Annotated in this window: 19 protein-coding genes; 8 read left to right on the forward strand and 11 right to left on the reverse strand. The window is 71.8% G+C overall.

From position 1 onward, the window contains the following. Nucleotides 1-202: 202 nt before the first annotated feature. On the reverse strand, nucleotides 203-1,246 hold the full coding sequence (locus tag AC5L38_RS28985) for a hypothetical protein (protein ID WP_495245998.1): 1,044 nt from the start codon (nucleotides 1,244-1,246) through the stop codon (nucleotides 203-205). A 399-nt stretch (nucleotides 1,247-1,645) separates the two neighbouring features. On the opposite strand from AC5L38_RS28985, the gene AC5L38_RS28990 reads away from it, so the two are divergent. Both AC5L38_RS28990 and AC5L38_RS28995 read left to right on the forward strand, forming a co-directional pair. Then, nucleotides 1,646-2,776: a PQQ-dependent sugar dehydrogenase gene (locus tag AC5L38_RS28990; protein ID WP_495245999.1), complete on the forward strand. Its 1,131-nt coding sequence runs from the start codon at nucleotides 1,646-1,648 to the stop codon at nucleotides 2,774-2,776. A gap of 399 nt (nucleotides 2,777-3,175) precedes the next feature. Beyond that, nucleotides 3,176-4,024, forward strand: a complete 849-nt coding sequence (locus tag AC5L38_RS28995) for an LLM class flavin-dependent oxidoreductase (protein ID WP_495246000.1) — start codon at nucleotides 3,176-3,178, stop codon at nucleotides 4,022-4,024. Nucleotides 4,025-4,109: 85 nt separating this feature from the next. Here AC5L38_RS28995 and AC5L38_RS29000 read toward each other — a convergent pair whose 3' ends face one another. The 3 genes from AC5L38_RS29000 to AC5L38_RS29010 form a co-directional block, all read right to left on the reverse strand. Beyond that, a complete protein-coding gene (locus tag AC5L38_RS29000) occupies nucleotides 4,110-5,831 on the reverse strand; it encodes a ThuA domain-containing protein (RefSeq protein WP_495246001.1) in 1,722 nt (573 codons plus the stop codon). A gap of 234 nt (nucleotides 5,832-6,065) precedes the next feature. Next, nucleotides 6,066-6,548, reverse strand: coding sequence for a metallophosphoesterase family protein (locus AC5L38_RS29005; protein WP_495246002.1), 483 nt, complete (start codon nucleotides 6,546-6,548; stop codon nucleotides 6,066-6,068). A 110-nt stretch (nucleotides 6,549-6,658) separates the two neighbouring features. Then, entirely contained in the window at nucleotides 6,659-7,672 is a 1,014-nt protein-coding gene (locus AC5L38_RS29010; RefSeq protein WP_495246003.1) for a hypothetical protein, read from the reverse strand. Nucleotides 7,673-7,904: 232 nt separating this feature from the next. On the opposite strand from AC5L38_RS29010, the gene AC5L38_RS29015 reads away from it, so the two are divergent. From AC5L38_RS29015 to AC5L38_RS29035, 5 genes are all read left to right on the forward strand, one after another. Continuing rightward, complete coding sequence (locus tag AC5L38_RS29015; protein ID WP_495246004.1) at nucleotides 7,905-8,936, forward strand: LacI family DNA-binding transcriptional regulator; 1,032 nt, start codon at nucleotides 7,905-7,907, stop codon at nucleotides 8,934-8,936. Between the two features lie 45 nt (nucleotides 8,937-8,981). Continuing rightward, nucleotides 8,982-10,622: an FAD-dependent oxidoreductase gene (locus tag AC5L38_RS29020; protein WP_495246005.1), complete on the forward strand. Its 1,641-nt coding sequence runs from the start codon at nucleotides 8,982-8,984 to the stop codon at nucleotides 10,620-10,622. 73 nt (nucleotides 10,623-10,695) lie between these two features. After that, nucleotides 10,696-11,979: an ABC transporter substrate-binding protein gene (locus tag AC5L38_RS29025; RefSeq protein WP_495246006.1), complete on the forward strand. Its 1,284-nt coding sequence runs from the start codon at nucleotides 10,696-10,698 to the stop codon at nucleotides 11,977-11,979. Nucleotide 11,980: 1 nt separating this feature from the next. Beyond that, nucleotides 11,981-12,988 carry a carbohydrate ABC transporter permease gene (locus AC5L38_RS29030; RefSeq protein ID WP_495246007.1) on the forward strand — a complete coding sequence of 336 codons (1,008 nt, stop codon included), beginning with the start codon at nucleotides 11,981-11,983 and terminating at the stop codon, nucleotides 12,986-12,988. Further along, complete coding sequence (locus AC5L38_RS29035) at nucleotides 12,978-13,820, forward strand: carbohydrate ABC transporter permease (RefSeq protein ID WP_495246008.1); 843 nt, start codon at nucleotides 12,978-12,980, stop codon at nucleotides 13,818-13,820. The genes AC5L38_RS29030 and AC5L38_RS29035 overlap by 11 nt, the downstream gene beginning before the upstream one ends. A 45-nt stretch (nucleotides 13,821-13,865) precedes the next feature. Here AC5L38_RS29035 and AC5L38_RS29040 read toward each other — a convergent pair whose 3' ends face one another. The 4 genes from AC5L38_RS29040 to AC5L38_RS29055 form a co-directional block, all read right to left on the reverse strand. Next, nucleotides 13,866-14,732 (reverse strand): oxidoreductase, encoded by an 867-nt coding sequence (locus tag AC5L38_RS29040; protein WP_495246009.1) that lies wholly within the window; start codon nucleotides 14,730-14,732, stop codon nucleotides 13,866-13,868. 431 nt (nucleotides 14,733-15,163) lie between these two features. Continuing rightward, nucleotides 15,164-15,388: a helix-turn-helix transcriptional regulator gene (locus AC5L38_RS29045; RefSeq protein ID WP_495246010.1), complete on the reverse strand. Its 225-nt coding sequence runs from the start codon at nucleotides 15,386-15,388 to the stop codon at nucleotides 15,164-15,166. 13 nt (nucleotides 15,389-15,401) lie between these two features. Then, the gene (locus tag AC5L38_RS29050) at nucleotides 15,402-15,803 is read right to left on the reverse strand and encodes a hypothetical protein (protein ID WP_495246011.1); all 402 of its coding nucleotides are present in this window, start codon (nucleotides 15,801-15,803) and stop codon (nucleotides 15,402-15,404) included. A 270-nt stretch (nucleotides 15,804-16,073) separates the two neighbouring features. Next, nucleotides 16,074-17,090, reverse strand: coding sequence for a zinc-dependent alcohol dehydrogenase (locus AC5L38_RS29055; protein ID WP_495246012.1), 1,017 nt, complete (start codon nucleotides 17,088-17,090; stop codon nucleotides 16,074-16,076). Between the two features lie 92 nt (nucleotides 17,091-17,182). On the opposite strand from AC5L38_RS29055, the gene AC5L38_RS29060 reads away from it, so the two are divergent. Further along, nucleotides 17,183-18,901, forward strand: a complete 1,719-nt coding sequence (locus tag AC5L38_RS29060; protein ID WP_495246013.1) for an IlvD/Edd family dehydratase — start codon at nucleotides 17,183-17,185, stop codon at nucleotides 18,899-18,901. On the opposite strand, the gene AC5L38_RS29065 is transcribed toward AC5L38_RS29060, so the two are convergent. The 3 genes from AC5L38_RS29065 to AC5L38_RS29075 form a co-directional block, all read right to left on the reverse strand. Next, the gene (locus AC5L38_RS29065) at nucleotides 18,788-20,500 is read right to left on the reverse strand and encodes a rhamnulokinase (protein WP_495246014.1); all 1,713 of its coding nucleotides are present in this window, start codon (nucleotides 20,498-20,500) and stop codon (nucleotides 18,788-18,790) included. The genes AC5L38_RS29060 and AC5L38_RS29065 overlap by 114 nt on opposite strands. A gap of 218 nt (nucleotides 20,501-20,718) precedes the next feature. Further along, nucleotides 20,719-21,051 carry a YnfA family protein gene (locus AC5L38_RS29070; RefSeq protein ID WP_389911768.1) on the reverse strand — a complete coding sequence of 111 codons (333 nt, stop codon included), beginning with the start codon at nucleotides 21,049-21,051 and terminating at the stop codon, nucleotides 20,719-20,721. A gap of 155 nt (nucleotides 21,052-21,206) precedes the next feature. Beyond that, nucleotides 21,207-21,719 (reverse strand): calcium-binding protein, encoded by a 513-nt coding sequence (locus tag AC5L38_RS29075; protein WP_495246015.1) that lies wholly within the window; start codon nucleotides 21,717-21,719, stop codon nucleotides 21,207-21,209. Nucleotides 21,720-21,976 lie beyond the last annotated feature (257 nt).

Here is a 21,976-nt window from a genome sequence, read left to right on the forward strand (position 1 = left end):
CGAGCGTGTGGTGACCGAGGAGACCACCTTCACCCAGGAGCAGGCGAAGGAAGCCCTGCCCACCCGCCAGTACTGAGTCAACGGGCCGTCCCCGACGCGGGGGCGGCCCGTTGCCCGCGGGGGAGAGGGTGTCCCGGGCCGATCGTGCGCCCGGCGGTGTCGCCGAACGCGGCGCGCGCCACGTCGGCCGGCTCGCCGGAGCTCACCGGACGCGCCAGTCCTCCTTACGCGGCGGGTAGGAGAAGGTCTGGGGGCCGGCCCAGTCCTCCCCGACGACGCGGTAGTCGTGCGCGGCCTCGCTCGCGGTGTGACCGCGGCCGATGTCGACCGTGTCGGCGGTCGACCAGGCACCGCCGACCTCCTGCTCCACGGTGTAGAGGAACTCGTTGAAGCCCGAGGGGGACACGCACGTGTTGACGATGGCGAGCGAGCGTCGCCCCGCCGTCAGGTGTGGCGGGATGGCGACGACCTGGTCCCTCCACTTGTAGACGCCGTCCTCGAGCAGCGGTCGCCATTGCGCGGCCGGGGTTCCGTTGACGGTGATGGTGGCGTGCTGCAGGCCGACGCCCACATCCAGCCGGCGGACCAGCCGTACGCCCGTGTTGGCGGGGTCGACGGTCACGGTGAACCGGCTCGACCCTCCGCGGGGGAACGCGCGGCCGTCGTCGCTGACGATGTGGGCGGGACTCACGAAGTGACCGGGCACCCCTTCGGACGCGCCGTTTCGCGGCGTCGCCCGCTGAGGGATGACGAGGCTCAGGGCCACCGCGGTCGCCGGAACGGCCACCGCCGCGAGCAGGACGGCCAGGCGCCGGCGCCGGAGGAGGGCATGAGGCGTTCTCGCGTCGCCGGGTGCGGCCATGACCCGGTAGGGCTCGACACCGCGATCCTCCCTGGGCGCGACCGTCCCGGCGGGCAGCCGGCTGACACGCACCCGCTCCCACGCGCGTTCCCACGCCGGGAGCCGGTGGTCGGGGACGCGGCATCCCCGCAGGAACGCCATCATCACCGCCTTCTTGGGGAAGCGCCGACCGGCCAGCATGTCGGCGCAGGTGGCACGTGGCAGCCGCGTTCCGCCCGCCCTGTCGGCCCGTGCCTGAAGCTCCCGAAGCGACACGTCGGCTCGCGCGAACTGCTCGGCCAGTAGCTTCACCAGGTCCTCGTGACAGGCGACCGACTCCGGCCCGCCCCCGGCCGCCTCTCCCGCGAGCCGAGGGGCCTGGTCGCCCTGAGGGGTCTCGCTCATCGTCTCCCGACCCTGCTCTCTCCTGACCGGGCCGTTCGGCCTCACCGGCTGCGCCATACAGTGTACGAGCGATTACCCTTTGTGTCCGGACCCGCTGATGCGGCGTCCGGAACCGGCCGTAGCCGGGGGTTTTACCGGTGCCCGGGACGACGGCGGCCCCCTCATGGCGCCGTCCGTCCATGCGTGGGGAACGTACGGCACCGTGACGGTGTTGCGCGGAAGGGGGGAACCTTCTGGGAAGCTGAACGGTGACGATCCACCGGGAACGCGGGAACGCGGGAAGCAGGGCACCCCTGGCAGGGACGCGCCGGATTCCGACGGCCCCGGGATGTCGGACAGACCCGAGCGTCGCCGGCAGGGAGGCCCGTCGGCGGCGCCACACTCGTTTCGGAGGCATCCATGGCAGTCGGCACGGCGGGCGGGCGGCGCTGGACGATCGCGACGCTGCTCATGATCGGAGCCGTCACCGGCTGCACCACCGGCACCGATGACGGGAACAGGTCAGGCGGGGGCTCCGGCCCCGCCGTCGTCGCGAGCGGCGCGGCCAGCGTGCCGTCGGGGGCGCCGGATCTCGGCGCCGGGGAAGAGGTGGTGCGAGGAATCGACGTTCCGTGGGGGCTGGCGTTCCTGCCGGGCGGCGACGCGCTGGTCGCCGAGCGGGACACCGGCCGGGTGCTGCGGCTGACGCCCGGGAAAGCGCCCCGTACCGTGTACGAGGTGCCGGGGGTGGTCGCGAGCGGCGAGGGAGGCCTGCTGGGTCTCGCCGTCTCGCCGGATTTCGCCGACGACGGCCTGGTGTACGCCTACTTCACCGCCGAACAGGACAACCGTATCGTCAGTTTCCGGCTCGACGGAGGAGAGCCGCGGCTCGTCTTCGACGGCATCGCCAAGGCCGGGTTCCACAACGGCGGGCGCATCGCCTTCGGCCCGGACGGCCTGCTCTACGTCGGCACCGGCGACGCCGGCGAGACGTCGCGGTCCCAGGATCCAGCGAGCCCCAACGGCAAGATCCTGCGCCTGACCGCCGCCGGAGACCCGGCCCCGGGCAACCCGGCGGAGGGTTCGGCGGTGTACAGCCTCGGGCACCGCAACGTGCAGGGACTGGCCTGGGACTCGGCGGGACGGCTGTTCGCCACCGAGTTCGGGCAGAACGAGCTCGACGAGGTCAACCGCATCGAAGCGGGGCGGAACTACGGCTGGCCGGCCGTCGAGGGGAAGGGCGACACCGCCGGCGGACGCTACACCGACCCCGTCGTCACCTGGTCCACCGAGGAGGCGTCACCGTCGGGCATGGCCATCGCGGGTGGCACGGCGTACGTGGCGGCGTTGCGCGGCGAGCGGTTGTGGGCCGTCCCGCTGACCGGTGACAGCGCGGGGGAGCCGTCCGCCCGTTTCGAGGGGCGGTACGGCAGGCTGCGGACCGTACAGGTCGCACCGGACGGAGCGTTGTGGGTCACCACCTCCAACACGGACGGCCGCGGTGACGTGCGAGACGGCGACGACCGCGTCCTGCGGTTCCCGGCCCGCTGAGCCCCGGCCCGGCGCGCCGCGATGCTCGGCGACCCAGCGACAGGCCCGCCGCGTCGGGCGGGCCGCTCCGCCGTCACGAGGGCGGATCATCGCCGGGTCACCGGCCGCGGCGGCGGTCCCGGCGCCGCGCCGCACCGGCCCCGCCACCACAAGATCATATCTAAAAGATCTTCCCGTTGAGCCGGCCCGGGGGCGTCCGGCCGGATCCGTACGGGCCTGGGCGCGGGGTGGGGGAGGCCGGCGGGGCCTGGGGGGCGGTGGTGGGTAGAATTGTGGCACTCCAAGGATCGCGCTCCCCGGAAAGACGTCGCAGTAAGGGAGCGCGCCGCGCACGGTGACCGTGCCCGGTGCTGGAGGGGCGGCAGTTCCTTCCGCATGCCCTTCTGGAGGTTGGATTCCATGAACGTAGGTCTTGGCCTGCCCATCGGCGACCCACCGTCGCTGCTCTCCTGGGCCCGGCGCGCCGACGCCGGTCCCTTCACCACCCTCGGCCTGCTCGACCGTCTCGTCTACGCGAACCCCGAGCCCCTGGTCACGCTGGCGGCCGTCGCGGGGGCCACCTCGCGGATCCGCGTGCAGACCGAGGTGCTGCTCGGCCCCCTCCGCGAGTCGGCGCTGCTCGCCAAGCAGGCCGCGACCCTGGACCTCATGTCCGGCGGCCGTTTCACCCTCGGCGTCGGGATCGGGACACGCCAGGACGACTATCTCGCCGCGGGAGTTGACGTCCGGGGCCGCGGGCACCGGCTCGACCGGCAGCTGGCGACGCTGCGGCGCGTCTGGTCCGGCGGGCACTACAGCGAGGAGGTCGGCCCGATCGGCCCGGCCCCCGTCCGCGAGGGCGGTCCGGAGATCCTGATCGGCGCCTTCGCGCCCGCCGCCCTGGAGCGCGTCGCCCGCTGGGGGGACGGCTACCTGTGCGCCGCGCCCTTCGGCATGGCCAACGGGCTCATGCGCGACGTCGAGAGGTGCTGGACCGAGGCGGGACGGCACGGACGGCCTCGCATCGTCGCGCAGGTCAACGTCGCCCTCGGCCCCGATGACACCGTCCGGGACGCCACGGAGGAGATCACCTCCTACTACGGCTTCCTGGGCGACACCACCCGGGTCGTCGAGAACATGCTCACCACGCCGGAGCGGATCCGTGACGCGATCACCGCGTTCACGGACCTCGGCGCCGACGAGGTGATTCTCTACTGCTGGGCCCGTGACGCCGACCAGGTCGACCGCCTCGCCGGAGTGGTGACCTGACGGTCACGGATCTTCGAAGGCCCCTCCTCCGTGGTCGTGAGGCCGGGCTCGTGGCGCGCCGGGGTGGCGCGCCACGAGCCGTGGCTCACCGGGTGAGGGTGATGGTGTCGACGTCGAACAGGAACCCGCCGCCCCCGGTGAAGGTGAGGAACAGCGGCCCCGAGGCCGACCCGGTCAGGGAGGTGGAGACGTTCTGGAAGGTCTCCCAGCCCCCGGTGTTCGGTACGGCGACCGAGCCGAGGACGGTCCCGGTGGCCGATCCCGAGCGGACCTGGATGGTGCCGCCCGATCCGGCGGAGGAGATGCGGGCGCCGAAGGCGGTGGCGCCCGCCGTGCTGATCGAGGAGTAGCCGGCCCAGTCGCCGTTCTCGATGAACCCGGCCGTCCTGCCGCCGCTGGCCGGGCCGTGGTCGGCGATCTGCACGCCCGAGTTGGAGGTGTAGGACTCCGCCTCGGCCGTGGTCTGGATCGGGCCGGTGCCGCCCAGCTCCTTGATCCGGACGTTGCGGAAGGAGACGTCGTCGCCCGTGCCGTGGTTCTGGATGCCGATGTGCCCCTCGCGGATGCTGCGGGCCGGGTCGGTGTTGGTGAAGTCGTTGATCTTCACGCCGTTGAGGAAGACCTGGAGCCGCTCGCCCTGGACGAGGAGCTCGTAGGTGTTCCACGCCCCCGGCGGGTTCAGCGCCGCGTCGCGGGCCGCGACGTCGGCGGCCTTGATCGCGTAGATGGACCCGGTGGTGCGGTCGACCGCGTCGGTGGCGTCGATCTGGACCTCGTACCCCTTGGAGGTGTTCGTGGGGTCGGAGGCCGACATGCCCACGAAGACGCCGGAGTTGTCGTCCCCGGCGACCCGCCAGTCCAGCTTCAGCGAGTAGGAGAAGTACTTCTTCGCCGAGTACCACAGCACGCCCATGCCCCCGGTGGAGGTGAGGGTGGCGTCGCTGTTGGTGAAGCTGCCGGGGCCGCTCTGCGTCCATCCGGTGGTCGAGCCGTTGTACAGGCTCGTGTAGCCGGTCTCCGGGCGGCAGTCGGCCTTGGCCATCCCGGCGGCGTACCGGATGCCGCCGAGCAGCAGCGACCGGAAGCCCGTCTCGGTGTACGAGCTCGCCGTGTGCCCGAGCCCGGTGTAGAACGAGCGGCCGGACGCCAGCGGACGGCACCAGGTGATCGGGTGGTCGCCCATGTCGCCGCCGCTGTAGCTGCCCTCGTCCAGGTTCTGCAGCACTCGCGCGCTGTTGCGCGGGTTGGTGCGGTAGTTGTACCACTCGTCACTTCTCGACCAGGTCGCACCCAGGTGGGCGGTGGCCGCGTGCGCGCGGTCCTCGGTCCTCACCGTCGCCTGCTGGATGGCCGGGTGTCCCTTGAACCAGGCGCCCGCCAGGTTGCCGTAGAACGGCCAGTCGTACTCGGTGTCGGCGGCGGCGTGGATGCCGACGTAGCCGCCGCCTCCGTTGACGTAGGACTCGAAGGCGCTCTGCTGGGTGCCGTTGAGCACGTCACCGGTGGTGCTCAGGAACACCACCGCCTTGAAGCGCGCCAGGTTGGACGCGGTGAAGGCTCCCGCGTCCTCGGTGGCGGTGACGGTGAAGTTGTTGGCCGAGCCCAGGTCGCGGATCGCCTGGAGGCCCGCGGGGATCGAGTCGTGCCGGAAGCCGGCCGTCTTGGAGAAGACCAGCACCTGGTAGGCGGGGTCGGCGGCCTGGGCCGCGGTGGGGACGAGCATGGCCGCGCCGACCATCGCGGCCACGGCGGTCGCCAGGCCGCGCCTGACGAGCCGCCGGCTCCGGAGTCGAGAACGTTGTGACATGGGGTCCTTTCCTGACCTGGGGGATAAGTCAGGCAAGGCGCGCGCCGCCGCGCTGGTTGCCATGGTGCTCGATGCTTCATTTGCCGTGAAGAACAATTAACCGGTGCGTAACACGTGTATACCGTGTCGCGCACCCCGATGGAAGGCGGGGAACCGGCGACCGGCGAAGGTGGCGTGTCGCGGGCGGGCGCGCCGGCCGGGCGGGTGATGGGCGGCGCGCTCGCTACGGACGGGTCAGGTGACGGGGACGATCCTCGCCTCGACGAGGCGGCCCTCCTCGACGCGCAGCGTGCCCAGGGTGCCGTGCGGCTGGCGGCGGCGGTCGGTGGGCGATCCGGGGTTGAAGATGCGGAACCCGTCGTCTTCGTGGTCCAGCGGTATGTGGGAGTGCCCGAACACCACCAGGTCGGCCCGGGGGAACCGGCGCCGCATCCGGGCGAGCCGCCCCTGGGCCGTGCCGCTGTCGTGGATCATCGCCACGCGCAGCCCGCCGAGATCCAGCTCCAGCGTCTCGGGGGCCACCACGTCCGGCCCGTCGTTGTTGCCCTTGACCGCGCGCACCGGGGCGTAGGCGGCGAGCTCGTCCAGCACCCCGGCGACGCAGACGTCGCCCGCGTGCAGGATCAGGTCCGCGCCCCGCAGATGCTCGGCCACGGCCGGCGGGCACGACTTCCAGCGCCGGGGCGCGTGGGTGTCGGACAGCACCACCACGTTCATGCCTCCATGCTCCCACCGCCGTGACGGGGAGGGCTCCCATCACCGCGACAGGGAGGTTTCTCCGCCCACGACCCGGACGGCTCCGCCGGGGGAGCCGTCCGGGGGCGCGCCTAGATCGCGCGGGCGACGGCGATCGTCGACCCGCTCCGCTGGCCCGCCTCGTAGAACATGTACTCCACGCCGCCGTCGGTGCCGAAGGAGGGCGCCGCGCTGCGGCGGTTGTCGGGGGCACCGGTCAGGGGCCGGTGGAAGACGCCGAGGTGGACCTCCCGGTCGAAGGCGTTGCCCACCTCGGTGAGGAACATGTTCCCGCTGTTGCCGTGGTAGACGACGTACGCGGTGCCGTTGCGCTTGAGCAGGTGCGGCCCGGAAAGGTCGCTCTGCCCGTCGGGACCGGGCGACACCAGCGGGCTCGGGTCGAACTGCCAGTCCTTGCCGTTGGAGGACCAGCCCCAGAAGATCTTGCGGGAGCCGCCGGTGACGCCCATGAAGACCATGACGTACCTGTTGCCCAGCCCCGGGACCGTGTGCTCGAAGACCCGGGCGTAGGAGGCCTCCGTCGACCCGGGGATCGCCGCGGTGGTCAGCACCGTGCCGTGGTAGGTGAAGCGCACGCCGTCGGTCGACCAGGCCATCCGGGTGGTGTTGTTCTCGCCGTGGAAGTACATGTAGAACTGCCGGTCGGCGGCGTTCCAGATGATGTGCGGCGACGAGACGTGGCTGACCGAGTAGTGCGGTGACCAGGTGTTGGGGATGATCGGGTTGTTCGGGTACTCGGTGAACGGGCCGCCGAGCGAGTTGCCGTAGGCCAGGCAGATGCCGCCCGGCCGGTCGTGCGGGGCGTAGTAGAGGTGGTAGCGCCCCAGCGGGCTCGCGATCTTGTCGTACATGCCCCTGACGCAGGGGAAGATCAGCTCGTTGGTCGGGTTGTAGCGCAGGCTCGCCTTGTCGAACGGCGTGCCGATGTACTGGTACGAAGGAAACCCGGCGGGTCCCAGAGCGGCGGCGGCTCCTGTGATCGCCGCCGTGGCCGTCCCGGGGAGGGCGAGCCCGAGACCGCCGGCCACGCCGGCGCCGACCGCCGCGCGCAGGAGTCCGCGGCGGTCCATGAGGGGTTCAGACATTGACTGTCCCTTCGCGACAACTTTCACCGTGAGTGATGGTGAGGACGTCTCTCTGATCGCAAAGGTTCGATCAGCCGCGCTCGCTCGTCAAGGTGCTAATACGGATTATCACCGGCTGAATTTCCATTTCATGATCCCGGCCCACACCCCTTGACAGGATCCGGTGGCGGATTGCAGGATGACGTCCCAACCCCGCTAATGCGCATTATCACCAGATGGGACGCTACGGATCGTGACCTCCCCCGGCCGCCGACTCACCCAGCAGGACATCGCCCGCATCGCGGGGGTGAGCCAGACGACGGTGTCGCTCGTCCTCAACAACCGGACCGACGCCGAGGTCCGCATCGCCCCGGAGACGCGCGAGCGGGTGCTGAGGGTGATCAGGGAGACCGGATACGTCGCAGACCCCGTCGCCAGGCGGCTCGCCGAGCGGCGCAACCGCATCCTGGGCGTCTTCACCTACGAGGCGGTCTTCCCGACCGCGAGCGCCGACTTCTACCATCCCTTCCTGCTCGGCATCGAGGAGTGCGCCGAGGAGATGGGCTGGGACCTGCTGCTGTTCACCAGTGCCAAGGCCGCGGGGGAGAAGCGCCGGATCTTCAACGAGGACAGCCGGGTGCGGCTGGCCGACGGCTGCGTGCTCCTCGGGCGCGCCGTCGACCGCGACGACCTGGCCCGGCTGCTGGCGGAGGGCATCCCCTTCGTCTCCATCGGCCGCCGCGACGACGCGGGCGCCCCGGTGCCGTACGTGGGCGCCGACTACTCGCCCGCGGTGCGTGCCCTGGTCGACCGGGCGGCGGGGCTCGGCCACCGGAGGCTGGCCTACGTCGGCACCGGGGCGGGCGCCGAGTCGCCCGCCGACCGCATGCGCGGCTTCCGCGAGGCGGTGGCCGCCGTCGGGGCCGAGGGGTCGCACGTGCCGGTGACCGGCAGGACCCCCGAGGAGATCCTGGGGGAATTGACGGGCGCCGGGGTGACCGCGGCCTTCGTCGAGGAGCCCGCCGACGCCGTGGCGATCGTGCACGCGGCGGGCGAGCGGGGCCTGTCGATCCCCGGCGACCTGTCGATCCTCGCGCTGGGCGCCCCGACCAGGCCCGTCCATGTCGACGTCGAGCTCACCGGGTTCCGCATCCCCCGGCAGGAGATGGGCCGCAGGGCCGTCGAGCTGCTGGCGGAGGTGCTGGAGGGCGGCGGTGGGACGCCGCAGGAGTTACTGGCCTGCGAGCTGGTCGAGGGATCCACGCTCGCGCCGGCCAGGAGCTGATCCGACAGTGAGACCGACAAGAGCGCCGCGAGCGGCGAGAAGGCAGTGAGAACGACGATGATGGGAGAGACCCCCGACGTGGTGGAGATATCGGCGGACGCGGTGGTCGTCGGCGGCGGGCTGGGCGGCGTCGCCGCCGCCCTGGCGCTGCTGCGGGCCGGGCGCACCGTGATCCTGACCGAGGAGTACGACTGGCTCGGCGGGCAGCTGACCAGCCAGGCCGTGCCGCCCGACGAGCACTCCTGGGTGGAGCGGTTCGGCGTCACGGCCTCCTACCGGGCGCTGCGCGAGGGCATCCGCGGCTACTACCGCGACCACTACCCGCTGACCGCGCGGTCGCGGGCCTGGCGGGAGCTGAACCCGGGCGCCGGGCACGTGAGCCGCCTGTGCCACGAGCCGCGCGTCGCGGTCGCGGTGATCGAGGCCATGCTCGCGCCGTACCGGGGTTCGGGACGGTTGCGCGTGCTGCAGCCGTACCGACCGGTCGGCGCGGAGGTCGACGGCGACCGGGTGCGGGCCGTGCGCCTGGAGCACCGGGACGGGGGCGGGGAGGTCACGGCCGTCGCGCCGTACGTGCTGGACGCCACCGAGACCGGCGAGCTGCTGCCGCTGACCGGCACCGAGTACGTGACGGGGTTCGAGTCGCAGGGCGACACCGGCGAGCCGAGCGCGCCCGCCGAGGCCCAGCCGATGAACATGCAGGCCGTCTCGGTGTGCTTCGCGATCGACCACGTCGACGGCGACCACACCATCGAGCGGCCCGCCGCCTACGACTTCTGGAGGAGCTACCAGCCCGACTTCTGGGGCGACCGGCTGCTGTCCTGGCGCTGCCCGCACCCCAGGACGCTGGAGATCGTGGAACGCTCCTTCACCCCCAACCCCGACGACGACCCGCTGCTGGTGGAGGCCGACCAGCGGCTCAACCCCGGCGACGCGAACCTGTGGACGTTCCGCAGGATCGCCGCGCGGCGCAACTTCGTCGACGGCGCCTACGCCAGCGACATCACCCTGGTCAACTGGCCGATGATCGACTACCTGGAGGGCCCGGTCATCGACGTGCCGGACGCCGCCGCGCACGTGGCCGCCGCCCGGGAGCTGTCGCGCTCGGTGCTGTACTGGATGCAGACCGAGGCGCCGCGCGCCGACGGCGGGACCGGCTTCCCCGGCCTGCGCCTGCGCGGCGACGTCACCGGCGGCGGCGAGGGCGGGCTGGCCCAGGCCCCCTACATCCGCGAGTCGCGCCGCGTCCGCGCCCTGTACACCGTGGCCGAGCAGGACCTGTCGCTCGCGGTGCGCGGCGACAAGGGCGCGGTGAGCTACGCCGACTCCGTCGGGGTGGGGATGTACCGCATCGACCTGCACCCCTCCACCGGGGGCGACAACTACATCGACGTGGCGAGCTCGCCGTTCGAGATCCCCCTCGGCGCGCTCGTCCCGCAGCGGATGACCAACCTGCTGCCCGCGTCCAAGAACATCGGCACCACCCACATCACCAACGGGGCCTACCGGCTGCACCCGGTGGAGTGGAACGTCGGCGAGGCCGCGGGCGCCCTCGCCGCCTTCTGCCTGGACAACGCCACCACCCCGCACGCCGTACGCGAGGACGAGGGCCTGCTCGCCGACTTCCAGCGGCGGCTGACCCGCGAGGGCGTCGAGCTGCGCTGGCCGCAGGTGGCCGGTTACTGACCACCCGTCCGACCGGCCGCCGACCGGTCACCCACCACGACCGCCGGGGGATTCCCAGCAAGGAGATCGGACCATGAGACCATTCGGAAAGCCCGCGGCCGTCGCGCTGGCGGCGCTGCTCACCCTGACGGCGTGCGGCGGGGGAGGGGAGGCCACCCCCGCCGCGCAGGGCCCGCAACCGCTGCGCATGACGATCTGGACCTCCAACGAGGCCCATCTGAAGCTGTTCAACGAGATCGCCGCCGAGTACAAGAAGACCCATCCCGACGTCGGCGAGATCAAGTTCGACCCCATCCCCTTCGAGAGCTACACCACCACCCTGACCACCCAGATCGCCGGCGGCAACGCCCCCGACCTGGCCTGGATCCTGGAGAGCTCCGCGCCGGACTTCGTCTCCTCCGGCGCGCTGGCGCCGCTCGACGAGACGCTGGGCAAGGCCCAGGGGTACGAGTTCGACGACCTCACCCCCTCGGCCGTCAAGCTCTGGCAGGCCGAGGGCAAGCTGTACGCCTACCCGTTCTCCACCTCGCCGTTCGGGGTGTTCGTCAACACCGACCTGCTCAAGAAGGCGGGCCAGAAGACCCCCGCCGAGATGATCGAGGACGGCACCTGGACGTGGGAGAAGGTCGCCGCCCAGAACGCCGCGGTCGCCGCCAAGACCGGCAAGGCGGGCATGGTCGTCCGTGACTTCGACTACAAGGGCTGGGACAACCTCGCCACGGTGTGGGGCGGCTGGGGCGCCCGGGCCTGGAGCGAGGACGGAAAGAGCTGCGGGTTCGACAGCCCCGAGATGGTCGAGGCGATGACGTTCCTGCACAAGTCGACCTTCACCGACAAGGCCTTCCCCGGCCCCGGCACCACGGCCGACTTCTTCGCGGGCGACTCGGCGATGACCATCACCCAGATCTCCCGCGCCTCGCTCCTGCAGGACGCGAAGTTCGGCTGGGACCTGGTCCCGCTGCCCGCCGGGCCCAAGGGCGAGTACTCGGTGATCGGCCAGGCGGGCCTGGGCGTCTTCAAGAAGTCCGCCAACGCCGCGGCGGCCACCGACTTCCTCGCCTTCTTCACCAACCCCGCCAACTCGGCCAAGCTCGCCGCCTACTTCCCGCCGCCCCGGGCCTCCCAGCTCACCGCGGACACCCTGGCCAAGAGCAACCCGCTGCTCAAGCCCGGCCAGCTGCAGAAGGTCGTGATCGGCGGCATCGAGAAGGGCGTCGTCAAGCCCAACCACACCGGCCAGGCGGAGCTGTCGCAGACCGTGCGGGCCGCGCTCGACCCGCTCTGGCAGCCCGGCGCCGACGTCAAGGCCGTGCTGGGCGGCGTGTGCGCCAAGATCCAGCCGATGCTGGGCGCGTGACGTGGCCGCGTCACACCCCGGATCCGCGGTGACCGGCCGGGCCGACGCCCGGCCGGTCACCGGCGGGCCGGCCGCGAGGGGCGGCGACCCGGTCCGCCGGGTTTCCCGGAACGCCGGAGGCCGGGCGTTCTGGACCGTGCGCCGCCGCGACAACCTGGTCGGATACCTGCTCGTCGCCCCGCAGCTCCTCGGCAGCCTGCTGTTCGTGCTCCTGCCGCTCGGGCTCGTCCTGTGGTACAGCCTCCACGAGTGGAACGTGCTGGCCGGGACCTTCGAGTTCGTCGGCGGGGAGAACTACGACAAGCTGCTCGCCGACGCCAACCTGCGCGAGGTGCTGGGGGGAACCGCCCTGTTCTCCGTCGGCCTGGTCGTGCTCAACCTCGGCCTGGCCCTGGTCCTGGCGATCCTGCTCAACCAGCGGCTGCGCGGGACCACCTTCTTCCGTACGGTGTTCTTCTCGCCCGTGGTGGTCTCGCTGGTCGCCTGGACGATCGTGTGGCAGTTCCTGCTGCAGGACGACGGCGGTCTCAACGGCCTGCTCGCCGCCGCCGGGGTCGACGGCCCCAACTGGCTGCGCGGTGAGGGCACGGCGATGCTCTCGGTGATCGTCGTCCAGGTCCTCAAGAACGTCGGCCTCAACATGGTGCTGTTCCTGGCCGCCCTCCAGGGGGTGCCCGCCCAGCTCTACGAGGCCGCCGAGCTGGACGGCGCCGGGGCGTGGACCCGCTTCCTGCGGATCACCGTCCCCCTGATCAGCCCGACCATCCTGCTCACCTCGATCATCACCGTGGTGGGGTCGCTGCAGGTGTTCGCGCAGATCGCGGTGCTCACCCAGGGCGGGCCCGGCATGTCGACGACCGTCCTCGTCTACTACCTGTACCAGCAGGCTTTCCAGTTCCATCACTTCGGGTACGGCGCGACGCTGTCGGTCCTGCTGTTCGCGATCGTGGCGCTGCTCACCGTCGTGCAGTGGCGGATGCGCAGAAGGTGGGTCTTCAATGAAACGTGAGATACCGGTACGGCTGAAGACGCTCCTGTACGGCCTGCTGTGCGTGTTGTGCGTGCCGTTCGTCTTCCCGACCTGGTGGATGGTCACCTCGTCCCTCAAACCGGTCAGCGAGATCTTCGCCTTCCCGCCGAGGCTGCTGCCCGCCGACTGGGACTTCTCGGCCTACGGGCAGGTCTTCGAGCTGCAGCCCTTCGCGGGCCAGTACCTCAACAGCCTCTACATCGCCCTGATCGTCACGGCCGGCACGATGGCGGTGGCGGCCATGGCCGGGTACGCCTTCGCGCGCATCCGCTTCCCCGGCCAGAACGTGCTCTTCGTCGTCGTGCTGCTCGGGCTGCTCATCCCGAGCGAGGTCACGATCGTCCCGCTGTTCCAGATGTTCCACGGGCTCGGGCTGACCGACACCCACTGGCCGCTGATCCTGGTGCCGATCCTCGGCGCGCCCGGGGTGCTGGCCACCTTCATCATGAGGCAGTTCTTCATCAGCCTGCCCGGCGAGCTGGAGGAGGCCGCCCGGGTGGACGGGCTCGGCAGGTTCGGCACCTTCTACCGGGTCGCGCTGCCGCTGGCCCGCCCCGCGCTCGGCGCCGTCGCGATCTTCACGTTCCTGCACAGCTGGAACCTCTACCTCGAACCCATCGTGTACCTCTCCTCGCCGGAGAAATTCACCCTCCCGCAGGCGCTGACCCAGTTCGTCGACGCCTACGGCGGGCCGATGTGGAACGTCCAGCTCGCCGCCGCCTCGATGACCGCCCTGCCGGTGCTGGTGGTGTTCGTGCTCGCGCAACGGCAGTTCATCGAGGGCCTGGCCCACACCGGCCTGAAGGGCTGAGAGCCTCCTTTGGCGCTCACCGGCCTGCGAGCCTCCCCCCGGCGCTCACCCGCCGATCGCGTCGAGCTCCTTGAGGGCGTCGGCGGGCAGCTCGACACCGGCTCCCGCGACGTTCTCCCGGAGATGGGCCCGCGACGACGTACCGGGGATGAGGAGGACGGTGGGCGAGCGGTGCAGCAGCCAGGCCAGGGCGACCTGGAAGGGGGTCGCGCCGAGCCGGGTGGCGACGCCGTCCAGGACGCCGGACTGCAGGGGGCTGAACCCGCCGAGGGGGAAGAAGGGCGTGTAGGCGATGCCCTCGCGGGCGCAGTGGTCGACGAGCTCGTCGTCGGCGCGGTTGGCCAGGTTGTAGAAGTTCTGCACCGACACGACCGGGGCGATCGACCGCGCCTCGGCGAGCTGCTCCGCTGACACGACGCTGACGCCGAGGTGCCGGATGAGGCCCTGCTCCCGCAGCTCCGCGAGCACGGTGAACGGCTCGGCGATCGAGCCGGGGGCGGGGTCCGTCAGGTCGCCGACCCGGAGGTTGACCACGTCGAGCGCGTCGAGCCCGAGGCGTTCGAGGTTCTCGTGGACGGCGGTGACCAGCTCCTCGCGGGACAGGGCCGGCGGCCAGGACTTGTCGGGGGCGCGCCGGGCCCCGACCTTGGTGACGATGCGCAGGTCGTCCGGGTAGGGGTGCAGGGCCTCACGGATGATCTCGTTGACGACGTACGGGCCGTAGTAGTCGCTGGTGTCGATGTGGGTGATCCCCAGCTCGACCGCCTCCCTCAGCACCGCGATCGCCTCGTCGCGGTCCTTCGGGGGTCCCCAAACACCTGGGCCCGCGAGCTGCATGGCCCCGTAGCCCACCCGGCTGAGGGTGAGGTCTTCGGCGAGCTTCAGGCTTCCACCGGGTAGTGGTGTCGGCATTGTCGGTCCTCTCATCGGTTTTCATGATCTTGAGGTTCTTCGTGTTCCTCATGTTCTTCGTGGTCTCGTGACGAGGATCGGCCGTGCGAAGCCCCGGAGCCGGTCGTCACCCGCTCGCCACGGCCGTTCCCCGCCGCCGGTCCCGCCGCGACACGGTCACGCGGGCCGGCGGCAGGGCCCCCGGCCACAATCGAAGTGTCCGCCGGCCGCCCACGGGCAGGAAGTGCCCTGGTCATCCTGGGAGTGGCAGGACCAGGCTGGTGAACAGCCTCCTTGCCACCGGAATGCGTACCCGCGCTTCGACCTTCATACCGAAGGCTCGAGGGGGAGGGCCCCCGGGGTCTGAGCGTGCCCCAGGGGCGCCTGACGGGATGAGCTCCGCCGTGCCTTGATCTGCCGGCGCCGACCGGCAGGAAACCGGCCCGAGGCGTTCAGGGCCGGGCCGGGTCGTTCGTCGTGTCCGCCCGGTCGGGCAGGAAGATCTCCTCGATGGTCAGGCCGAAGACGTCGGCGATGGTGAACGCCAGGGGCAGGCTGGGGTCGTACCGCTCGGTCTCGATGGCGTTGATGGCCTGCCGGGAGACCTGGCACCGGTCGGCCAGGGCGGCCTGGCTCCACCGGCGGGCCGCTCGCAGTTCGCGCAGTCGGTTCTTCATGGGGACGGCGCCTTCATCGGTGCAGGCGGATGCGCAGGTCGGCGATCATGAGCCAGACCGCCACCCCGCCGATGAGGATCAGCTGCGTGAGCTGGTGGAGCCGGATGACGCCCGTGGCGTCGAGCACGGTGGCCACCTGCAGTGCCACGAGGACCGCCGCGAAGGCGACGGCCATGCTTTCCAGCTGGATCTTGCGCAGGTACTCGTCCGCGCGCCGGAACGCCCGCAGCAGGACCCAGGCCACGGCGAGCGCGAACACGGCGGTAGCCGCGATCCACCAGGCCTTCTGAGCGGTGCTCTGGTCGGGATCACTGCCCAGCGCCAGGGCCACAGGGCCCAGGGCGGCCACGGGCAGGCCGTCGATGAGGGCCGCGCGGCGGGCCGCGCGCGTCACGTGATCTTGCTGATTCGCCATGACACGAAGGTAAAGCGGCCCTTCCATACAGTCAAGTGTCCCTGACTTAATGGAAGGTGTGCCTTACATTCATGGCCATGTTGAACGTGATACGACCCCTGAGCCTGATTCGACGCCCGATGCCCGGCGCTGCCGCGGCGTCGGGGCCGCCGGCACGATGAGCCGGGGCGGCGCCGATCGGGAGCCCGCTTTCCTGCCGCGTTCCGGAAGGTTCCGGGAAGTCCTGGAGGGTTCTGGAGAGTTCTGGAGAGTTCCGTGAAGGCCGGTCGGTCAGGTCCGGGGGTCCACGTGGATCTTGGGGCCGGGGCCGGCTCCCGCCGGGCGGGAGCCGGCGAGGATCTCGCCCACCTCGTCGAGCCCGACGACGGCCGCCACCAGCGGCCGGGGGTCCACCGCGCCCGAGGCGTAGTGTTCGATCGCCCCCGCCAGGCCGGGCGAGGCGCTCAGGATGCCGACGGCCGTGACGTCCTTGAGCACCAGCACGCGGGTGTCGACGGCGCTGGGGGTCGGCGCCAGGCCGATGTAGACCACCCGCTTGCCCGGCTCCACCAGGTCGGCGGCCAGGGAGGGCAGGCCGGGGGCGGTGGAGGCGTCGATGACGGCGTCGAACGGGAGATCGGGAAGCCTGTCCGAGGTCCAGGCCCCGTACACCCCGAGGGTGCGGGCGAACTCCAGCGACGGCTCCGACAGGCCCAGGACGTGGACCTCCGCCCCGTGGGCCAGGGCGAACCGGGCGGCGAGCAGGCCGATCGTCCCCGGCCCCATCACCAGCAGCCGGTCACCGGGGGCCAGGGCCGCGGCCTCGACGGCGCGCAGCGCGTTGCCGCCCGGCTCGATCATGGCGCCGGCCACCGCGTCGACCGTGTCCGGCAGGACGTGCAGCGCCGTGACCGGCACGGGAAGCCTCTCGGCCAGGGCGCCGGGCCACCCGCCCCGGATGCCGATCTCGAAGCGGTCCTCGCACACGTGCTGCAGTCCGCCCAGGCAGCGGCGGCACCTGCCGCAGCCGAGCATGGTGTCGCCGGTGACGCGGGTGCCGATCCAGCCGCCGTCGACGCCCTCGCCGACGGCCGAGACCGTCCCGCACCACTCGTGGCCGAGCCGCATGGGGTAGCGGGCGTTGTCCGCCTCCTCCAGGTAGGCCATCTCGCCGCTGAAGAACTCCATGTCGGTGCCGCACACCCCGGCCCGCTCCACGTCGACCACGACCTGCCCGGGGCCGGGAACCGGCGGCTCGACGTCCAGCACGGCGAAGCGGCGGGGCCCGGTCACGACGAACGCTCTCACGGGTGGAACCTTCCAGACGGCGCCGCCGGGTAAAGCCGGAGGTACAAGAATCGGGCTCCGTAGACTACCGTTCGGCAAATGGGACTGAGAACGTGACGGCGGACCGGCGCAGTTCGCAGTGGTACGCGGGAACCGACCGCAACGCCTACATCCACCGGGCCTGGATGCGGCGCGGACTGCCCTCGCACGCCTTCGACGGCCGCCCGCACATCGCGATCGCCAACACCGCCTCCGACCTCACCCCGTGCAACACCCACCTCGACGAGGTGGCCGAGAGTGTCAAGAGGGGCATCTGGGAAGCCGGTGGCGTCCCGATGAACCTGCCGGTCGTCTCGCTGGGCGAGACGCTGGTCAGGCCCACCGCGATGCTGTGGCGCAACATGGCCGCGATGGCGACCGAGGAGATGCTGCGGGCCAACCCGATCGACGGCGTGGTGCTGCTGGGCGGCTGTGACAAGACCATCCCGTCCCTGCTGATGGCCGCGGCCTCGGTCGACCTGCCCGCGGTGGTGGTCCCCGGCGGGCCCATGCTCACCGGCACCTTCCGCGGCGTGCAACTGGGCTGCGGCACGGACGTGTGGCGGCTCAGCGAGGAGGTCCGCGCGGGCACCCTCACCGAGCAGGCGTTCATGCGCTCGGAGTCGTCGATGATCCGCAGCAGGGGCCACTGCAACACCATGGGCACCGCCTCCACCATGGCCTGCGTCGCCGAGGCGCTCGGCACCACCATCCCCGGCATGGCGGGCACCCCGGCCCCCGACAGCCGCCTGCTGGAGGGCGCCCACGAGACCGGGCGGCTCGCCGTCGAGCTCGTCGAGCGGGACCTGCGCCCCAGCACCCTGCTGACCAGGGGCTCCTTCCTCAACGCGATCGTGGCGCTGGCCGCCGTCGGCGGGTCCACCAACGCGGTGGTGCACCTGCTGGCCATCGCGGGCCGCCTCGGCGTCGAGCTCTCCCTCGACGACTTCGACCGTACCGGCGCCGGGGTGCCGCTCCTGGTCGACCTGCAACCGGCGGGCCGCCACCTGATGGAGGACTTCCACCGCGCGGGCGGCCTGCTGGCCGTGCTGCGCGAGGTGCGCGACCTGCTGGACCCGGACGCGCTGACGGTGACCGGCAAGCCGCTGGCCGACCACCTGGACGACGCGCGGATCTGGGACGACACCGTCATCCGCCCGCGCGACCAGCCGCTGCAGGAGGCCGCGGGCATCGCCGTCCTGTACGGCGACCTGGCCCCCTCCGGGGCCGTCATCAAGCCCGCCGCGGCCTCGCACGACCTGATGCGCCACCGGGGCCGGGCCCTGGTCTTCGACAGCGTCGAGGACATGCACGCGCGGATCGACGACCCCGATCTCGACGTGGACGCCTCCTCGGTGCTCGTGCTGCGCGGGTGCGGCCCCAAGGGCTACCCGGGGATGCCGGAGGTCGCCAACATGCCCCTGCCGGCCAAGCTCCTGGAGCGCGGGGTGCGCGACATGGTGCGGATCTGCGACGGCCGGATGAGCGGCACGGCGTACGGCACGGTGGTCCTGCACGTGGCGCCCGAGGCCGCGGCGGGCGGGCCGCTCAGCCTGGTGCAGACCGGTGACCCGATCATCCTGGACGTCGAGGCCAGGCGCCTGGACCTCGACATCCCGCCGGAGGACCTGGCCAGGCGCCATCCCTCGGAGGCCATGCGGACGGCCTTCGCCGCGCCGTCACGGGGCTGGGAACGCCTCTACGTCGACCATGTGATGCAGGCCCACCGGGGTGCCGACCTCGACTTCCTCGTCGGCTCCAGCGGCGACGGGGTCGCCCGCGAGTCCCACTGAGACGGCTGAGACGGCTGAGATCGCCGGGGGCGTCGGGGGTGCTGACGCCGCGTGACGGGCCGGGCGGGTCCGGGGGCCGGTGTCCGGCCCGGGCTCCGCGCCGTTCCAGAACCCGTCGATGCCGATCAGCCGCCGGTAGCGGGAGTAGGCGATCTCGTACCGCTCCCGCTGGACGCCGGGCGGGAACGGCCGGGTCCTGAACGAGCGGCGGACCACCTCGCGCAGCTCGGTGAGGGAGCCGAGGCGGCCGTCGGCCATCGCCTGGACCAGCAGGTTCCCCACCGCGGTCGCCTCCACGGGGCCCGCGAGCACCGGCCGCCCGGCGAAGTCGGCGACGAGCCCGCAGAGCGTGTCGCTGGCGGCCCCGCCCCCCACGAGATGCACCGCCTCCACCCGCCGGTCGCTGAGGAACTCGGCCTGCTCCAGGGCCCACCGGTAGGAGCACGCGAGGCTCTCCAGGACACAGCGCACGGTTTGCGCGCGATCGGCGGGCGGCACCTGGCCGGTCGACCGGCAGTAGGCCGCGATCCTGGCGGGCACGTCACCCGGTTCGAGGAACCACGGGTGGCCGGGGTCGATCAGCGGGCCGAACGCGGGCGCCGCGGCGGCCTCGGCGACCAGGTCCGCGTACGAGGTGCGCACCCCCCAGGCCCTGCGGCACTCCTGGAGCAGCTGCAGGCCGTTGAGGGCGCGGGTGAAACGCACGGTCCCCATGACGCCGCCCTCGTTGGTGAAGCCCGCCAGCCTGGCCGCCCGGCTCGTGACCGGCGCGTCGAGCTCCAGCCCCGCCAGCGAGCGGGGGCCGCAGGAGACGTAGCCGACCGAGCCGGAGGAGACGGGAAGCGCCGCGGCCGCGGAGGCGGCGTCGTGGCCGGCCACCGCGACGACCACGGTCGCGCCGGGGCCCTTCCCGTTCCTGCTCCTGCGGCCGTTCCCGCCGTCCCTGCCGTCCTCGCCGCTCCCGCCGCGCAGCGGACCGGCGACCGTGCCGGGCTCGGTGAGCCGGTGGGCGAACAGGTGGCGGGGCAGGCCCAGGCGGGTGACGATGCTGTCCGCCCACCGGCCGGTCCTGGCGTCCAGCAGCTGGCTGGTGCTCGCGATCGTCCGCTCGGCGAGCATCTCGCCGCTCAGCCATAGCGTGAACAGGTCCGGGATCATCACCAGGTGGTCGGCCGCGTCCAGGAGCGGTGACCCGGCGTGCGCCAGCAGCTGGCAGGCCGTGGTGCCGGGGCCGGGGCGGACGCCGGTCAGCTCGTAGTGGTCCTGCCAGGAGACGAGGCCCGCCAGGCCGGAGGTGTAGGGGTCGAGGTGGTGGCGGGGGTTGGCCAGCAGCCGCCCTGCCCGGTCGAGGAGCGCGAAGTCGCCGCCCCAGGCGGTCACGCCCACGCTGGTGAGGCGGCCCCGGGAGGCGGCCAGCGCGATGCCCCCACGAGCCTGGGTGAGCAGCCCCAGCACGTCCCAGTACAGGCCGTCGAGAACGCGGACGGGCCGGTTGGCGAAGCGGTGCGCCTCCCGCACCACGAGCCGCTCACCATCGAATTCGCCGGTCAATACCCGGCCGCTCTCAGGTCCGAGATCCACGGCCACGTAGACGGGCACGGTCCAAGGGTAACCAGAAACTCTTTCCTGACATGGGGGATATATCAGAAATGATGGATGAAACTATCTGAGGTTTCGCCTTTCTCTCCCAGTCCGGTCGCGCGGGCTTTCCTCCGGTTCCTGACGGCTTGGTCACAGGGCCTTTCCCCGGCCCTTTCGCGACGGCCTCTTCGCGACGGCCTCTTCGCGACGGCCTCTTCGCGACGGCCGCTCCCGGTTCACCCGCGCGGGGCGTACATGATCAGAGCGACCCCCGCCAGGCACACGCCCGCGCCGATCAGGTCCCACCGGTCGGGACGGAAGCCGTCGGCCAGCACCCCCCACAGCAGCGACCCGGCGATGAACACCCCGCCGTAGGCCGCCAGGACCCGGCCGAAGTTCGCGTCCGGCTGGAACGCGGCGACGAACCCGTACGCCCCAAGAGCGACGACCCCGGCGGCGATCCACAACAGTCCCCGCTGCTCGCGGACCCCCTGCCAGACCAACCAGGCGCCGCCGATCTCGGCGACGGCCGCCAGCGCGAACAACAGCAGTGAACGGGCGATCGTCATGCCCGGAAAAGTATCGGAAGAACAGCGGCCCCCCGCGACCCGGACGTGTCCGGGTCGCGGGGGGCCTGTTACCGGGCCACCTGGCGGCACCGCCCCCGCGGTGCCGTCACGTGCTCTCTGGCCTGGCCCGCTCCCGTGCGGCCAGGTGAACTCCGCTACAGCTCGCAGTTGACCTCGGTCTCCCCGGTGCAGGTGTCGGAGTCCGGTCCGCCGTCGGTGGTGTCGTTGCCGCCGTTGCCGTTCAGGACGTCGTTGCCGCTGCCGCCGACGAGGATGTCGCGGCCGGACCCGCCGGAGAGGCGGTCGATGCCGGCCGAGCCGAAGATCTCGGCGAACAGGGAGGTGTTGTTGCGCACGGTGTCCTCGCCGGGCCTGACGTTGACCGTGATGGTCGAGACCCCGGAACAGGAGGCCGTGTTGGGACCCTGCTGGACGCATCCGGCGCCCGCGGTCACCGAGTGCAGGCTGGAGGTCACGTTGACCTTGCCGTTGAACGGGTTGATGTCGATGCTGTCGTTCCCGGTCGTGCCCACGACGGACATGTTCCCGAACGAGCCCACCGTGACGGTGGCCCCGGCCGCGTGGGCGGGGGACGCGAGGACGGCGGTGGTGGCGAGCCCGGCCAGCGTCAGGGCCAGAGCGGTGATGTTGCGACGCTTACGCGACATGATGGTGATGCCTCTCGGATCTGTGAACTGCGAACGCCTTTATGTAAGCGACCATTCGGGGGGCCGTCTGCGTCATAGTGCGCACACGTGTGTCCTGCGCGGGGCCGTGGCGCTCGGATGGATTTCCGATACGGCGACAAAGGGCTGCAATTTCCGCAATTCACCAGCCTGATTGGCGGGAGGCTTTCCGGGTCCCTGGATTCCCGGAGCGAGATGACAGGGAGGCCGTCCGCGTCCCGCCGTGTTGTCCCCTCACG

It is taken from the genome of Streptosporangium nanhuense (assembly GCF_059358815.1).

Coding starts and splice junctions, on each gene's coding strand:
- AC5L38_RS29040 (WP_495246009.1), bottom strand. CDS start 14,732: ATGCCGACACCACTACCCGGTGGAAGCCTGAAGCTCGCCGAAGACCTC.
- AC5L38_RS28995 (WP_495246000.1), top strand. CDS start 3,176: ATGAACGTAGGTCTTGGCCTGCCCATCGGCGACCCACCGTCGCTGCTC.
- AC5L38_RS29035 (WP_495246008.1), top strand. CDS start 12,978: ATGAAACGTGAGATACCGGTACGGCTGAAGACGCTCCTGTACGGCCTG.
- AC5L38_RS28990 (WP_495245999.1), top strand. CDS start 1,646: ATGGCAGTCGGCACGGCGGGCGGGCGGCGCTGGACGATCGCGACGCTG.
- AC5L38_RS29050 (WP_495246011.1), bottom strand. CDS start 15,803: ATGGCGAATCAGCAAGATCACGTGACGCGCGCGGCCCGCCGCGCGGCC.
- AC5L38_RS29000 (WP_495246001.1), bottom strand. CDS start 5,831: ATGTCACAACGTTCTCGACTCCGGAGCCGGCGGCTCGTCAGGCGCGGC.
- AC5L38_RS29070 (WP_389911768.1), bottom strand. CDS start 21,051: ATGACGATCGCCCGTTCACTGCTGTTGTTCGCGCTGGCGGCCGTCGCC.
- AC5L38_RS29045 (WP_495246010.1), bottom strand. CDS start 15,388: ATGAAGAACCGACTGCGCGAACTGCGAGCGGCCCGCCGGTGGAGCCAG.
- AC5L38_RS28985 (WP_495245998.1), bottom strand. CDS start 1,246: ATGAGCGAGACCCCTCAGGGCGACCAGGCCCCTCGGCTCGCGGGAGAG.
- AC5L38_RS29005 (WP_495246002.1), bottom strand. CDS start 6,548: ATGAACGTGGTGGTGCTGTCCGACACCCACGCGCCCCGGCGCTGGAAG.
- AC5L38_RS29010 (WP_495246003.1), bottom strand. CDS start 7,672: ATGTCTGAACCCCTCATGGACCGCCGCGGACTCCTGCGCGCGGCGGTC.
- AC5L38_RS29025 (WP_495246006.1), top strand. CDS start 10,696: ATGAGACCATTCGGAAAGCCCGCGGCCGTCGCGCTGGCGGCGCTGCTC.
- AC5L38_RS29075 (WP_495246015.1), bottom strand. CDS start 21,719: ATGTCGCGTAAGCGTCGCAACATCACCGCTCTGGCCCTGACGCTGGCC.